This window comes from Streptococcus infantis (assembly GCF_047464615.1).
Taxonomy (GTDB): Bacteria; Bacillota; Bacilli; order Lactobacillales; family Streptococcaceae; genus Streptococcus; species Streptococcus infantis_Y.
On record NZ_JASHBO010000009.1, the window covers coordinates 62,760 to 78,244 of the forward strand.

A 15,485-nucleotide genomic window follows, 5' to 3' on the forward strand; every position below is an offset into this window, starting at 1 on the left:
AATAGCGCTCTCTAACATTAAACGCATACTATCAAGACTTTTGCAAGTCTGGTATTATGCGTTTTTTCTTGTAATGACATTTTTACCAAGTATCTTTTTTGTATAGTGGATTGAACCCAGAATAGTAGGCTATGGATTCTAAAACATTTTTAGAAATTATTTTGACTTTCCTAAACTCTTTGTTCATATCTTATTTCAATCGTAACTGCCCAATATACTTCGTTATTAGGCGGTTACGTTTTTCTTATGTCATTGTTTATAATCAAAGTCTTTTATACCATTTTCAAAATCTATCAAGGCTTGAAGAAAAACATGAGACAAGATAGTAGCTATTCTGAGGTTACAGTCTTATTTTTAACACTTATTGATCTATAAAAGAGCATGAAAAACTTACACCTTATTTGGTATTTTTGAAATAAGGTATTACAAAATACGACATAAATAACTTTATAGATTTTTTGGGAGAAGTGTAATGAAGTAATGTATTCCCCGATGAGACGATGTATAGATGTATTCGAATGTAGCTTGGTTGAAGCTGTTGGAGATTGTTTTTTACGTTTGTCAACTGTAGTGGGTTTACTGTGGAAAAATTTGCTTCATTTTGCTATAAAATTATATTTTTGCTCATTCTTTTTTGTACTTTTGAAAAGATAGACCATTTAGAATACTTCATCTTATGAGCGGTCCCCTTCTTCATGCATCCTATTTTCTTATTTTCAAATAAACTGTTATAGATTGGAATTGAATTTATAGAAGTTGGAAATGCTTGGAAAAGAGTGCACAATGATGAGGATTTTATTGCTAATATGTTATATTAAATAATTTCAAGCAGCAAGCAAAAGGCTTGTATATTGGCGAAAAATTAGGTAAAATAGAAAGGATTTAATATTTTATTATAAAGGAAAAAATTAAGTGATGAAACATCAATTTTACGGAGAAAAGCGCCAGCGTTTTTCTTTTAGAAAGTTATCAGTAGGTCTGATATCAGCGACTATCGGAAGCTTCTTTTTGGGTTCTGCAGTTGGGACTAGTTCACACTCTGTTGAAGCAGCAGAGTTACTAGCGAATCAAACTGTTCAGATTCAGTATAAGTATGTTATGGAATCAGAATTGACAGATGCTGAAAAGGCGATGGTTGTTAAGGAACTTCCAAAATTTGTAGAGGAAAGTACAGATGCATACTACTTGGTTTATCGTCCTAAAAAAGAAGGAAGATTGATAGGAAACTTACCAAGTACTGGCTACTCCGGTATATGGGAAGCAATCTTTGCAACAGCTGGTATTGTTCTTGCGGTCTTGGTAATTTCTAAGGGGAAAAACGGTAAAAGATATCTATCTTCGATTTTATTGGTGACTGGACTAGGATCCATTCTTCTTTCTCCTTCAATACTTGCAGTTACAAATATTGAGCTAGCTGCTTATAATCAGCTTTTAAATTTGGGGCTAGGAGAGCAACTACCTCAACCTTTGGATATTGAAGATTTTGAATATATTGGTTATCTGAAGAGTCAGGCTATTTTGAAAAATTCTCTGGAGCAAGGTGAAGAATCTAAGCATAAAGCTAATCAGACTGTGAATCAATCAGTGGACGGTTCTGAAAATGACAAAGCGGTGGCAGTATCAAAAGCAGATAGTTCAGAGAAGTCGACAGATAAAAAACTGGAGCTTGTCAATGGAGCAAACCGAGTGCCGTCGGGAAGCTCAATTTCTGATCGCTCTGAGTTACAATTATCTAGTCAAGATGAAATTCAAACACAAGTCGTTGCTTATCAGACAGAATATCGCTATTCGGATAATCTTGTTAAGGGTCAAACAAAGACCATTCAGGTGGGTGTACCAGGGGAACGTACAGTGATTACTCGTCGTTACAGTGCTAATCAGAAGGTGATAAAATCTGAGTTGGTGTCTGATCAAGTGACAGTCCAACCTATTTCAGAGATTATTCTGGTGGGCACAGCAGAAAGTAATCAATTGCTTAAAGAATCTCCTGTTCACGACGTTCCAGAATATACAGCTTCGGTAGGTACATCAGGTGATGCCCCAGCCCCCGTTCACGAAGTCCCAGAATATACAGAATCAGTAGGGACGGTAGGTACAGAACCTGTTCCGGTACATGACGTTCCCGAGTACACAGCTTCGGTAGGTACAGCAGGTTACGAACCCGCTCCGGTACATGACGTTCCCGAGTATACAGGATCAGTAGGTACAGCTGGTGACGCCTCAGCCCTCGTTCACGACATTCCCGAGTATACAGATCCAGTCGGCACAGCAGGCGACGCCCCAGCCCCAGTTTACGAAATTCCCGAGTATACAGAATCAGTAGGAACATCTGGTGTAGAGCCTACCCCAGTTCATGAGGTTCCCGAGTACACAGAATCAGTCGGCACAACTGGCGAAGAACCAGCCCTAGTTCACGACGTTCCCGAGTATACAGAATTAATCGGTACATCTGGTTACGAACCCGCTCCAGTTCACGAAGTCCCTGAATATATAGAATCAGTCGGCACAGTAGGTGCAGATCCCGCCCTGGTTTATGAGGTTCCCGAGTACCCAGATCCAGTCGGCACAGCAGGTGACGAACCCGCTCCAGTTCACGAAGTTCCAGAATATGCAGATTCTGTAGGTACAGCAGGTACAGAACCCGCTCTCGTTCACGAAGTCCCAGAATATACAGACCCAGTCGGCACAGCAGGTGCTGAACCAGCTCTAGTTCACGAAATCCCAGAATATACAGATTCAGTCGGCACAGCAGGTGACGAACCTGCTCCGGTTCATGACTTGCCAGAGTATACATCCCCTGTCGGCACAGCAGGTGACGAACCCGCTCCAGTTCACGACGTTCCAGGCTACACAGATTCAGTAGGCACAGCAGGCGACGATCCAGCCCCTGTTCATGAATTACCAGAGTATACAGAATCAGTAGGCACAGCAGGCGACGGTCCAGCCCCAGTTTATGAATTACCAGAGTATACAGACCCAGTCGGCACAGCTGGCACAGAGCCTACACCAAGTTTTGACCTTCCTGAGTTAGAGCTTAGCTATGTAGATGAAACGAGAGTTGAAAAAGTAGCCTTTAAGATTGAGGAGCAGTATACTGATGAGTTGGTCAAGGATTCACGTATTGTAAGTGTTCCTGGAGTGGAAGGCGAGCGTACGATTAGAACAAGAGTCTATTATTCAAATAACCAAGAATTGGATCGTCAAGAATTATCTAATGAAGAAACCTTGCCACCAGTGACTCAAATTGTTAAGATTGGAACAGCAAGTCCGTTTATGATTCCAAATGATGCTCCAAAGGTTGAAGCATTGGATGAATTTGATTTAATTCCTCTCTACAATCTATTGTCAGAAGCAGAGCAAGTTAAATCACAGGCACGTTATTTTAACGATATCTTAACTCGCCAAACTAGTTACGATTCGGCACTCCTTATAGGTCAAGAATTATTGAAACAATCAGAAGCTAGTCAAGATCAAGTCAACCAAGCAGTTGCAAGCATTGAGAATGCGAAAGAGCAATTACAGGGCCCAGATGTCACTAAGGTAGCTTTACAAACAGAATACCGAGAAAGTCAAGACATCCAGGATAGCTTCAAATACAAAAATGCTGACTCAGATAAAAAAACAAACTTTACAAGAGAATTTGCAAATGCAGAGACAGTTTTAGCAAATCGACTAGCTAGCCAAGTTCAAGTTGATCAAGCCTTGGCGAACTTGACAGCAGCCAGAACGGCTCTAAATGGAGTTGCAAAAGTTAGACCAAATCTAAGTATCCTCAGTCTTACAGAAAATCCAGAAGATCGTTCTGTTACGGTTCAGTACAACCTGACTGATGAAACTCAATCATTACGGACAGCTACAGCAGAATTATATGAAGGTGACCAGCTTGTACGCTCACTTCCGATTACGAATTTTGCAGGCAGTCTCAAGATTGGTGATTTGGATCATTATACAGATTATACTTTGAAGACAAAATTAACCTACGAATTAGATCAAGGTCAGGTTACAGACTTTGAAAAGGACAGTCGTCAATTTGAACTCGAGTATAAGAAAATTTCTATCCGAAATGTAGAATCCGTTGAATTCTACAGCAAGGAAAATGATCAGTATAAACGCTTGATTTCTATGAACGCAGTTCCAAGCGATTTGTCAAATTACTTTGTCAAAGTTAAGTCTGCTGAGTCGAAAGAAATGCTTCTGCCAGTTCAGAGTATTGCCGAAAGCACTAAAGATGGTAGGGAAGTTTATAAGGTCACTGTCTCTCTGCCTGAGCTCGTCCAAGAAAGTGAAACAGGTTATAAAACAGGATATGACTTCTACATCAGCAAGTCTCATTCAAATCAGCAAGGTGTTTATACTAGTTTTGCAAGTCTGTTAGAAGCGATGAAGAGCAACATGGCAGGAAGCTATGTGCTAGGAGCTGATTTAGATGCTAGTGAAGTAAGCTTAGCACCAAGCGATTATGTTTATCTACGAAATAACTTTACAGGTAGTCTTACAGGTAGTCATAATGGTAAACAGTATGCTATTTACAACCTAGCCAAGCCTTTGTTTGAGAATCTCAAGAGTGGTGCAAGGATTACAAATATCGATTTGAAGGATGTCAATATTGTTGGGACTTATGATTCTGCAAGCTTGGCCCGTTCTGCGGAAAATGCTCACATTCAAGATGTCTCTGCTCAAGGTCGAGTAGCTGTTGTAGGAAATGCCAGTCAGGTTGCGGGGCTAGTGGTTGTTGCAACTAACACGCAAATCACAAATAGTTCCTTTACAGGCACTATCCAGACTAACGATAAGCAAAGCAAGGCCTATAATGTAGGAGGATTGGTCGCAAATCTGAAAGGAAATGCTTCCCTACTGACACAAAGTAGAGCAGATGTTACGATTTTAGCGAGTGCCAAGACTAATGAGCAACGCTTTGGTGGTTTAGTTGGGCGCTTGGAAGCAAATGCTCGCATCACAAATTCCTATGCATCAGGGAAAATTCAGAACTCAACCAAGAATGGCCAAATTGGTGGAGTAGTTGGTTCAAATTACTACAATGGTTTGATTGACAACGTCTTGAGTAACGTTAGTGGATCAAGAGTTTATAGTATTTCTGGTGATCAAGGTTATAAAAATGACCGTATCACCAATGCCTATGCAGTCGAAGGAATTGAAACTCTAGCAGAAGATCCATTTGCTAACTCTAAGCTTAGTCTTGAACAAGCCCAAGACAAGCTAGGAGAGTTTGGAATCACGACAAGCCTGGACGACACCAATCTGAACCTCTATGCAGTAGATTATAGTAAGGCGAAGAAAGTAGACAGTAACCGTGCTATAGCTTATTTAAACATGGAAAAACTCCTGCCATTCTATAATAAGGAAACAATCGTAGCTTATGCCAATAAGCTAGCGGAGGATCATAAGCTCAACACCAGCTATTTGCTCGATGTAGTTCCGATGAAAGATCAGCAGATCATCACAGATATTCATGGAAATAAGACAGGCATCAATCGTCTCATGCTTCATTACGAAGACAATACCATTCAGTATCTAGAAGTTACCTATAAGGGAGACTTTAAAAATAAGGCTATAGCAGAATATACCATCAAGGACTTGAATCTTCTCTATACTCCGGAAGCCTTCCTATCTGACTATAGCAAGATTCTCACCAAAGTTTTACCAGAGTTGAATAAGGTAGTTTTAGATTCAGCTGCTGTGAGAACGGTCTTAGGTATAAATGCAGAAACATCTCTGGATGATCTTTATTTGGATAAAGCCTTTGCTCAAGTTAAAGCTAACTTATCTGAGGAGTTACGTAAGGTTCTGGCTATGGACAAGTCCATCAATACCGAGGGAACTGTAGTAGCTGATTATATCGCTAAGAAAATTACCGATAATAAAGAGGCCTTTCTAATAGGTTTAACCTACCTGAATCGTTGGTATAACATCAATTACGACACCATCAATGTTAAAGATTTATCTGCCTATAAGTTTGATTTCTTTGGTAATAACGATGCGTCTACACTAGACACGATCATTGCCTTAGGTCGCTCTGGTTTTGAAAATCTCAAAGCCAAAAATACTTATCAAACCTATGATACTTCCTTGTCAGAGGCAACTGGTAAGCGAGGTTTATTCAATTATCTTGAAAGTTACCGAAATCTTTTCTTGCCGTATAAGACTAATAACGAATGGCTTAAGGATAATACAAAAGCATATATTATCGAGGCTAAGTCGGACATTGCAGAAGCTAAGGCTCTCCAAGACAATGCAAACGATAAGAGTAAGTACTCTGTCGGAGTTTATGATAAGATTACATCTGACAACTGGGAACATAAGGGAATGTTGCTACCACTTTTGACCATGACTGAAAAGGGTGTCTACATCATTTCCAATATGTCTACCATCTCTATGGGAGCTTATGATCGTTACCGAGATATTGTTGATGGGAAGGTCCGTACAGATGCAGAACTTGCTAGCTATGTTGAAGATCGAGTGAGAAAGTCAGCTGAATGGCAGAGAGACCATTACGATTTTTGGTACAAGATTTTAAGTGATGAAAGCAAGGATAAACTCTTCCGTTCTGTCTTGGTTTATGATGGTTTTGCTCTAAAAGATAAGAATGGTCAAAGATATTGGGCTCAACCAAATGACAAGCAATCCACTGCAATGCAGGAATTCTTTGGACCAGCTGGTAAGTGGTATCCAAGCAAGGGCTATAATGCTTACGCAACAGGAAGTGTGACCCATTTTGATAATGCTCGTCTGCTAGAAGATTATGGAAACTCTGTTTATACACACGAGATGACACACAACTCTGATGGAGCCATTTATTTTGAAGGCTTTGGTCGTCGTGAAGGTCTAGGGGCAGAACTTTACGCTCGTGGTCTTTTGCAATCTACACCTAGCCCAGATGAAGCGACAATCACCCTCAATACTCTATTCAAGGTTGATAAGGATTCGAAGACACGTCTCCATACTTATAACTTTAAAGAGCGCGTTCAGAATGCAGCAGATCTAAAAGACTATGTTCATGGTATGTTTGATATGATCTATACGCTGGATTACCTAGAAGCAAGCTCTATCCTGAAGCAAACAGATGAAGCTAAAATGAAGTGGTTTAGAAAAATGGAAAACTACTACATTACTGATAAGTATGGCAAACAAACCCATGCTGGTAACCAGACACGGACCTTCACTGCTGAAGAGATTAAGAAACTAAAAACCTTTGAATCCTTGATTGACAATGATGTCATTACTCGACGCGAAAACAAGGATAGTGGCAAGTATGGACGAAATGGTTATCTCAGTCTCAGTCTGTTCTCTCCAATTTATTCAGCACTTAGCAATCCAACTGGTGCTCCAGGTGATGTTATGTTCCGTCGTACAGCCTATGAGTTGCTGGCAGCTAAGGGCTATCATGAAGGATTTGTCCCATATGTATCTGGTAAGTTGTCAGAAGAAGCTCTGAAAGAGGGCAGTACAACTTGGGATGGATGGCTCGGAAGAGATGTTGGTCTAGTGACAGATCAGAAGGTTTTGGAAAATGTCTTCAAAGGTGAGTATGACTCTTGGGCAGCCTTTAAGAAGGCCATGTACCAAGAACGGATTGACCAATTGACAAAATTGAAGCCGATCACCATTGAGTATGAACTCAGAAACCCAAATAGTACGAAGCAAGTAACTATTCGATCTTATAAAGATATGCAAAAGCTAATGGATGAGGCGACAGCAGAGGATGTTCGTAATATTGACAATGCTACAAGCCGCGTCGAAGCTAGCTGGGTTAACTTACTGAAGAAAAAGATTTATAATGCTTATCTTCGTACAACGGATGACTTCCGTCAGTCTATCTTTACCAAATAAGCCACAGTATTATTTTGGTAAGTAGCATTATCCCTAAGTCTAAAAAGGCTTAGGGATTTTTACTCTGGAAATTCATATAAAAAAAGAATATATGAGTAAAGGAAAATAAAGTGTCGCTGATGATATTGTGGTCTACTTGGAAGAGCTTTGAATTTAACCTAAAATATGGTAGAATAACAATTATTACAATTTGAAGGAGACATTTATGAAGACAAAAACACTAGCGCAAATTTCTGGAATTATTGGGACTATTGCAGGCTCGCTCTTGGCAATTTTGCCAGTCGTAATATTAATGGTTGCATCTATTTTTGCGAATGAAGATTTTGCAGGAGTAGTTTTAGCGATTATCTTCATTGTTTTTACCTTAGTAAAAATCGCAACTCTCATTCTTGGAATTCTCTCTCTAATCTACTATAAGGATGATAAGCGCATGTCAATGGCACCATCTGTTTTGTTAATCGTAGGTTCTGTAGTCGGATTGATTCCATTTTTAGGCTGGATTGGTGGCATTGTCATTGTCATCGGTGGTGCCCTATTCCTGACAAGCTTGAAACAATTTCAAGTTCAAGAATAGTTGTTTATTGAGAGAAGGGGAGGTCACCTCTTCTCTTTTTAGTCGATTTTGACTAGCTTTTTTGTGAAAAATTGTGTAAAATAGAATAGATAAACGAGGGAAACCTCGGAAAATAAAAGGAGTATCCATCAAATGGTAAAATTGGTTTTTGCTCGCCACGGTGAGTCTGAATGGAACAAAGCTAACCTTTTCACTGGTTGGGCTGATGTTGATTTGTCTGAAAAAGGTACACAACAAGCGATTGACGCTGGTAAATTGATCAAAGAAGCTGGTATCGAATTTGACCAAGCTTACACTTCAGTATTGAAACGTGCGATCAAAACAACTAACTTGGCTCTTGAAGCTTCTGACCAATTGTGGGTTCCAGTTGAAAAATCATGGCGCTTGAACGAACGTCACTACGGTGGTTTGACTGGTAAAAACAAAGCTGAAGCAGCTGAACAATTTGGTGATGAGCAAGTTCACATCTGGCGTCGTTCATACGATGTATTGCCTCCTGCAATGCCTCATGATGACGAATACTCAGCACATACTGACCGTCGTTACGCTTCACTTGACGATTCAGTCATTCCAGATGCTGAAAACTTGAAAGTGACTTTGGAACGTGCCCTTCCATTCTGGGAAGACAAAATCGCTCCAGCACTTAAAGATGGTAAAAACGTATTCGTAGGAGCTCACGGTAACTCAATCCGTGCCCTTGTAAAACACATCAAAGGTTTGTCAGACGACGAAATTATGGACGTGGAAATCCCTAACTTCCCACCATTGGTATTCGAATTCGACGAAAAATTGAACGTAGTTTCTGAATACTACCTTGGTAAATAAAAAATTGTAAGTCTAGGATTGATTTATATCGATCTCAAAAAGTTACACAAATAATTTAAGCAAAGGATTTAGTTCTGTCTTGCACAGAGCTGAGTCCTTTTAGTTTGATTTTATACTCTTCGAAAATCTCTTCAAACCACGTCAGCGTCGCCTTACCGTATATGTGTTACTGACTTCGTCAGTTATATCCACAACCTCAAAACGGTGTTTTGAGCAACCTGCGGCTAGCTTCCTAGTTTGCTCTTTGATTTTCATTGAGTATTTAAGTATAGTGGATTGAACCTAGAATAGTAGGCTACGGATTCTAAAATATTTATAGAAATTTATTTGACTTTCCTAATTTCTTTGTTCATATCTTATTTTAATCCACTATAATAATCAATATTGTTTACAATTTCATGTCACATTCGGTTCAGAGGATTAAACATTTTCTCATAACCTTAGAACGAGATCCCATTTCCAAATACTAAAGAAGGGCATCATCGTGTTCTTTTCATTTATGACAATCCTTGTTATTAAAAATTGATGATAAAAATCATGGTGCTATTACCGTCCTTGGTAGCTATGAGAGATAGTATACTCGGATTGGTCAATTTTAAAAGCCTTTGCTAATATGCCGTTCACTTGTTTTTGATTTCCTGAAGTAGAAAGGGTATAAGTGCTCATTCATTTTTAAAGCCATATAATGCTGACCAGCAGCCAAGAAAAATCTAACATTTAGGATTCAGGTCATTCCTGTTTTTTACCAGCAAACTCTCCTCCATTATCTGTGAGATTCATTTTGAAAATTAGTAAAAAAATGGTATAATAAATGGAAAAGATTCGGCTGAAAGTGAATTGGACTTTCAGAAAAAGAGAGTATTTAAAGCTCTATAAACAGTTGAAGTGACTATTCGGAGGAAAAATGAATACTATTAAATTAACAACACTTGGAGGTGTGCGTGAAAATGGTAAAAACATGTACATCGCAGAAATTAACGACTCGATTTTTGTATTGGACGCAGGTTTGAAATATCCTGAGAATGAACAGTTGGGTGTCGATGTCGTTATTCCAAATATGGACTATTTGTTTGAAAATAGCGACCGTATTGCTGGGGTTTTCTTAACACACGGACATGCGGATGCGATTGGCGCCCTTCCTTATCTCTTGGCAGAAGCTAAGGTTCCTGTATTTGGCTCAGAGTTGACTATCGAACTGGCTAAACTCTTTGTTAAGGGAAATGACAGCGTCAAGAAATTTGATGATTTCCATGTGATTGATGAAAATACAGAGATTGATTTTGGTGGGACTGTTGTGTCCTTCTTCCGTACAACCCACTCTATCCCAGAAAGTTTGGGTGTTGTTTTGAAAACTTCTGAAGGAAATGTTGTTTACACAGGAGATTTCAAGTTTGACCAAACAGCTAGTGAATCATATGCCACTGACTTTGGACGTTTAGCCGAAATTGGTCGTGAAGGAGTCCTGGCTCTTCTAAGTGATTCGGCCAATGCAGATAGCAATATCCAAGTAGCCAGTGAAAATGAAGTTGGTGTAGAAATCACGCAAACCGTCTCTGACTGGGATGGACGTATCATTGTCGCTGCGGTTGCAAGTAACCTTTCTCGCATTCAGCAGGTTTTTGATGCAGCTGCGGAGACAGGACGCCGTGTTGTCTTGACAGGATTCGATATTGAAAATATCGTCCGTACAGCTATTCGTCTGAAAAAATTGTCTTTAGCAAGTGAAAATCTTTTGATTAAACCAAAAGATATGTCGCGTTTTGAAGATCATGAGTTGATCATTCTTGAAACTGGCCGTATGGGTGAACCAATTAACGGCCTACGCAAGATGTCTATCGGCCGTCACCGTTATGTTGAAATCAAAGAAGGTGACCTAGTTTATATCGTTACAACACCATCAATCGCCAAGGAAGCGGTTATGGCACGTGTAGAAAATATGGTCTACCAAGCAGGTGGAGTTGTCAAGCCAATTACTCATAGCTTGCGTGTGTCAGGACATGGGAATGCGCGTGATTTGCAATTGATGATCAATCTCTTGCAACCTCAGTATCTCTTCCCAATCCAAGGAGAATACCGTGAGTTGGATGCCCATGCTAAGGCTGCTATGGCAGTTGGTATGCTACCAGAACGTATTTTTATCCCTAAAAAAGGGACTACTATGTCTTACGAGCATGGGGACTTTGTTCCATCTGGTGCAGTTACAGCAGGCGATGTTTTGATTGACGGGAATGCTATCGGAGATGTTGGGAATGTCGTCCTTCGTGACCGTAAGGTCTTGTCAGAAGATGGGATTTTCATCGTGGCTATCACTGTTAACCGTCGTGAGAAAAAAATCATTGCTAAAGCTCGAGTGCACACGCGTGGATTTGTCTATCTCAAGAAGAGCCGTGATATCTTGCGCGAAAGTACAGAGTTAGTCAATCAAACAGTAGAAAACTATCTACAAGGTGAAGAGTTTGATTGGGCAGAACTCAAAGGTAAGGTACGTGATCATTTGGCCAAGTTCCTCTTTGACCAAACCAAGCGTCGCCCAGCTATTTTACCAGTAGTCATGGAAGCAAAATAGGATCAAATAACAAGATAAAGTCGAGTTTCGGCTTTTTCTTATCTTAAATGAATAAGGAGCAAGTTATGGCAGTAATGAAGATTGAGTATTACTCAGAAGTTTTAGATATGGAGTGGGGAGTGAATGTTCTCTACCCTGATGCGTCTCGGGTTGAGGAGCCAGATTCTACAGATATTCCTGTTCTTTATCTCCTTCATGGGATGTCAGGGAATCACAACAGTTGGCTCAAACGGACCAATGTAGAGCGCTTGGTGCGAGGGACCAATCTGATTGTTGTCATGCCTAATACAAGTAACGGTTGGTATACAGATACTCAGTATGGCTATAACTACTATACAGCTCTAGCAGAAGAACTGCCTAAAGTGCTCAAACGCTTCTTCCCTAATATGACTAGCAAGCGTGAAAAGACTTTTATCGCTGGCCTTTCAATGGGAGGCTACGGTTCCTTCAAGTTGGCGCTATCAACCAACCGTTTCTCACATGCAGCTAGTCTTTCTGGGGCTCTTAGCTTCGAGGAGTTTTCTCCTGAGAGCCAAAATTTGGGAACACAAGCATACTGGAGAGGTGTGTTTGGGGAGATTAAAGATTGGACAGCTAGTTCTTACTCTCTAGAAAGTTTGGCTAAAAAATCAGATAAGAAGACCAAACTCTGGGTTTGGTGTGGTGAGCAAGATTTCTTGTATGCTGCCAATAACCTAGCGGTGAAGAACCTCAAAAGGCTTGGTTTTGATGTGACCTATAGCCATAGTGCAGGAACTCATGAATGGTATTATTGGGAAAAACAATTGGAACGATTTTTGGCTACACTGCCGATTGATTTTGTTTTGGAAGAACGCTTGTCTTAGTTTTAGTTTTCTTTCAGTTTACTCGAGTAAAATAAGGAATCTATCTTTAGAATGGGAATCCATGGTTTAAAGGTGGATTCTTATTTTTTTTAGAAAGGCGGGAAATCATGTTCTGGATTATTCGTGTTCTATGTCGATTGTTACTAGGGATTTGGCGCATGTTCTGGCGCCTTGTGTGGACTCTTGTGGTCTTAATTCTCATTGCTTTAGGGATTCTCTGGTATATGACAGGGGATTTATCTGGTGTCTTCAATCAAGTGGGGCAACTTGTTCAAGTTGGTCAAGCAGGATGGCATCAATGGCAAGAAACTGGTAAGTTGCAAGGTTTGTCTCAGGCCGACCATCATCAAGATTCAGGAGTAAAATGGCCCCAAGCACAGGCGACAATTTATATTGATTCCCAAATGGATGCAACCTTCCAAAAGACCTACGCTGAGGCTATTGCTAACTGGAATCAGACCGGTGCTTTTAATTTTGTAGTTGTGACAGAACCTGACCAAGCAACTATTTTTGCGACTGAAATGAATGATGGTTCCACATCTGTTGCCGGTGAGGCGGAGAGTCAGACAAATCTCCTTACTAAACAATTTACTTCAGTAACAGTTCGTTTGAATCATTATTATCTATCTAATCCAAACTATGGCTATACCTATGATCGCATTTTGCATACGGCAGAGCATGAGTTAGGACATGCCATTGGTTTAGAACATACCAATGAAGTGTCAGTCATGCAACCAGCAGGTTCTTATTATGGTATTCAGGCTCAAGATGTTCAAGCAGTTCAAGAACTTTATGAGTCTGGAGAATAAGTGATTTTCAAACGAAAAATAGAGCTCCTTGATGTAAGCAATGCAGGGGGCTTTTTGCTATAATGGAACTATGAATAACTTGATTAAATCAAAACTAGAGCTCTTGCCGACCAGCCCTGGTTGTTACATTCACAAGGATAAAAACGGTACGATTATCTATGTAGGAAAGGCCAAAAATCTACGCAATCGTGTACGGTCTTATTTCCGTGGAAGTCATGATACAAAAACAGAAGCCCTAGTTTCTGAAATTGTGGACTTTGAGTTTATTGTCACGGAGTCTAATATTGAGGCTCTCCTTCTGGAAATCAACTTGATTAAGGAAAATAAGCCTAAATACAATATCATGCTCAAGGACGACAAGTCCTATCCTTTCATCAAAATTACCAATGAGCGCTATCCTCGCTTGATTATCACCCGTCAGGTCAAGAAAGACGGTGGTCTTTATTTTGGTCCCTATCCTGATGTGGGCGCAGCTAATGAAATCAAGCGACTACTGGATCGGATTTTTCCTTTTCGTAAGTGTACTAATCCACCGTCTAAGGTCTGTTTTTATTACCATATCGGGCAGTGCGTGGCTCACACCATCTGTAAGAAAGACGAGGTTTATTTCAAAGCCATGGCCCAAGAGGTCTCTGATTTTCTCAAGGGGCAGGATGACAAAATCATTGATGATCTCAAGGAAAAGATGAATGTGGCAGCTCAGAGTATGGAATTTGAACGTGCGGCTGAATATCGAGATCTGATTCAGGCCATTGGAACACTTCGGACCAAGCAACGGGTTATGGCCAAGGATCTCCAAAACCGCGATGTCTTTGGTTACTACGTGGATAAGGGTTGGATGTGTGTTCAGGTTTTCTTTGTCCGTCAAGGTAAACTGATTGAACGCGATGTCAATCTCTTTCCATACTACAATGATCCAGATGAAGATTTTTTGACCTATGTTGGGCAGTTTTATCAAGAAAAATCTCATCTGGTTCCTAATGAAATTTTGATTCCTCAGGATATTGATGAAGAGGCAGTCAAAGCCTTGGTGGATACCAAGGTTCTTAAACCCCAACGTGGGGAGAAAAAACAACTGGTTAGTCTGGCTATCAAAAATGCGCGTGTTAGTCTAGAGCAGAAATTTAACCTGCTAGAAAAATCAGTTGAGAAGACTCAAGGGGCTATTGAAAATCTAGGGCGACTCTTACAAATTCCAACCCCAGTCCGTATCGAGTCCTTTGACAACTCCAATATCATGGGGACTAGTCCTGTTTCTGCCATGGTTGTTTTTGTTAACGGGAAACCGAGCAAGAAGGATTACCGCAAGTATAAGATTAAGACAGTTGTTGGACCAGATGACTATGCCAGTATGCGAGAGGTTATTCGCAGACGCTATGGTCGAGTTCAACGTGATGGCTTGACACCGCCAGATTTGATCGTCATTGATGGGGGACAAGGTCAGGTTAATATCGCTAAGCAGGTTATTCAAGAAGAGTTGGGGTTAGATATTCCCATTGCAGGTCTGCAAAAAAACGATAAGCACCAAACCCATGAATTGCTCTTTGGAGATCCGCTTGAGGTGGTAGAGTTGTCTCGCAATTCTCAAGAATTTTTTCTCCTACAACGCATTCAGGATGAGGTTCATCGCTTTGCGATTACCTTCCACCGTCAACTGCGCTCTAAAAACTCTTTCTCCTCTCAATTGGATGGAATTGAAGGTCTGGGTCCAAAGCGCAAGCAGAACTTGATGAAATATTTCAAATCTCTGACAAAAATCAAGGAAGCCAGTGTGGATGAGATTGTCGCAGTTGGTATACCAAGAGCAGTAGCAGAAGTCGTTCAAAGAAAGTTGAACCCTCAGGAAGAAGTGGAGTTGGCTCAAGTAGCGGAAGATAGTGTAGATTACCAAACAGAAGGAAAATCATGAACTATAAAATCGCAATTTTATCAGTATTTATGGCAATGTGATGTCCCTAGAAGCAGAATTGCAGAATCCTTAGCAAAAACGAATGATTAATATGTCAATCAAGATTTTG

Annotated in this window: 7 protein-coding genes and 1 pseudogene; all 8 read left to right on the forward strand. The window is 40.3% G+C overall.

Annotated elements, in window-relative coordinates:
• Positions 1–915 precede the first annotated feature (915 nt).
• Positions 916–1,944 (forward strand): annotated as a pseudogene (locus QM450_RS06550) (G5 domain-containing protein); the annotation flags it as partial.
• Between the two features lie 3 nt (positions 1,945–1,947).
• Positions 1,948–7,848, forward strand: coding sequence for an SIALI-17 repeat-containing surface protein (locus QM450_RS06555; RefSeq protein ID WP_414320083.1), 5,901 nt, complete (start codon positions 1,948–1,950; stop codon positions 7,846–7,848).
• A gap of 205 nt (positions 7,849–8,053) precedes the next feature.
• Complete coding sequence (locus tag QM450_RS06560; protein WP_315640769.1) at positions 8,054–8,422, forward strand: hypothetical protein; 369 nt, start codon at positions 8,054–8,056, stop codon at positions 8,420–8,422.
• Between the two features lie 132 nt (positions 8,423–8,554).
• Positions 8,555–9,247, forward strand: coding sequence for a phosphoglycerate mutase (locus QM450_RS06565; protein ID WP_414310942.1), 693 nt, complete (start codon positions 8,555–8,557; stop codon positions 9,245–9,247).
• A 904-nt stretch (positions 9,248–10,151) separates the two neighbouring features.
• A complete protein-coding gene (locus QM450_RS06570) occupies positions 10,152–11,813 on the forward strand; it encodes a ribonuclease J (protein ID WP_414320049.1) in 1,662 nt (553 codons plus the stop codon).
• Positions 11,814–11,878: 65 nt separating this feature from the next.
• Entirely contained in the window at positions 11,879–12,658 is a 780-nt protein-coding gene (locus tag QM450_RS06575; protein ID WP_414320050.1) for an alpha/beta hydrolase, read from the forward strand.
• A 107-nt stretch (positions 12,659–12,765) separates the two neighbouring features.
• Positions 12,766–13,467, forward strand: coding sequence for a M57 family metalloprotease (locus QM450_RS06580; RefSeq protein ID WP_414320051.1), 702 nt, complete (start codon positions 12,766–12,768; stop codon positions 13,465–13,467).
• A 70-nt stretch (positions 13,468–13,537) separates the two neighbouring features.
• Complete coding sequence (uvrC, locus tag QM450_RS06585; protein WP_414320052.1) at positions 13,538–15,376, forward strand: excinuclease ABC subunit UvrC; 1,839 nt, start codon at positions 13,538–13,540, stop codon at positions 15,374–15,376.
• Positions 15,377–15,485: the final 109 nt, after the last annotated feature.

Coding starts and splice junctions, on each gene's coding strand:
- QM450_RS06560 (WP_315640769.1), top strand. CDS start 8,054: ATGAAGACAAAAACACTAGCGCAAATTTCTGGAATTATTGGGACTATT.
- QM450_RS06565 (WP_414310942.1), top strand. CDS start 8,555: ATGGTAAAATTGGTTTTTGCTCGCCACGGTGAGTCTGAATGGAACAAA.
- QM450_RS06570 (WP_414320049.1), top strand. CDS start 10,152: ATGAATACTATTAAATTAACAACACTTGGAGGTGTGCGTGAAAATGGT.
- QM450_RS06575 (WP_414320050.1), top strand. CDS start 11,879: ATGGCAGTAATGAAGATTGAGTATTACTCAGAAGTTTTAGATATGGAG.
- QM450_RS06580 (WP_414320051.1), top strand. CDS start 12,766: ATGTTCTGGATTATTCGTGTTCTATGTCGATTGTTACTAGGGATTTGG.
- uvrC (WP_414320052.1), top strand. CDS start 13,538: ATGAATAACTTGATTAAATCAAAACTAGAGCTCTTGCCGACCAGCCCT.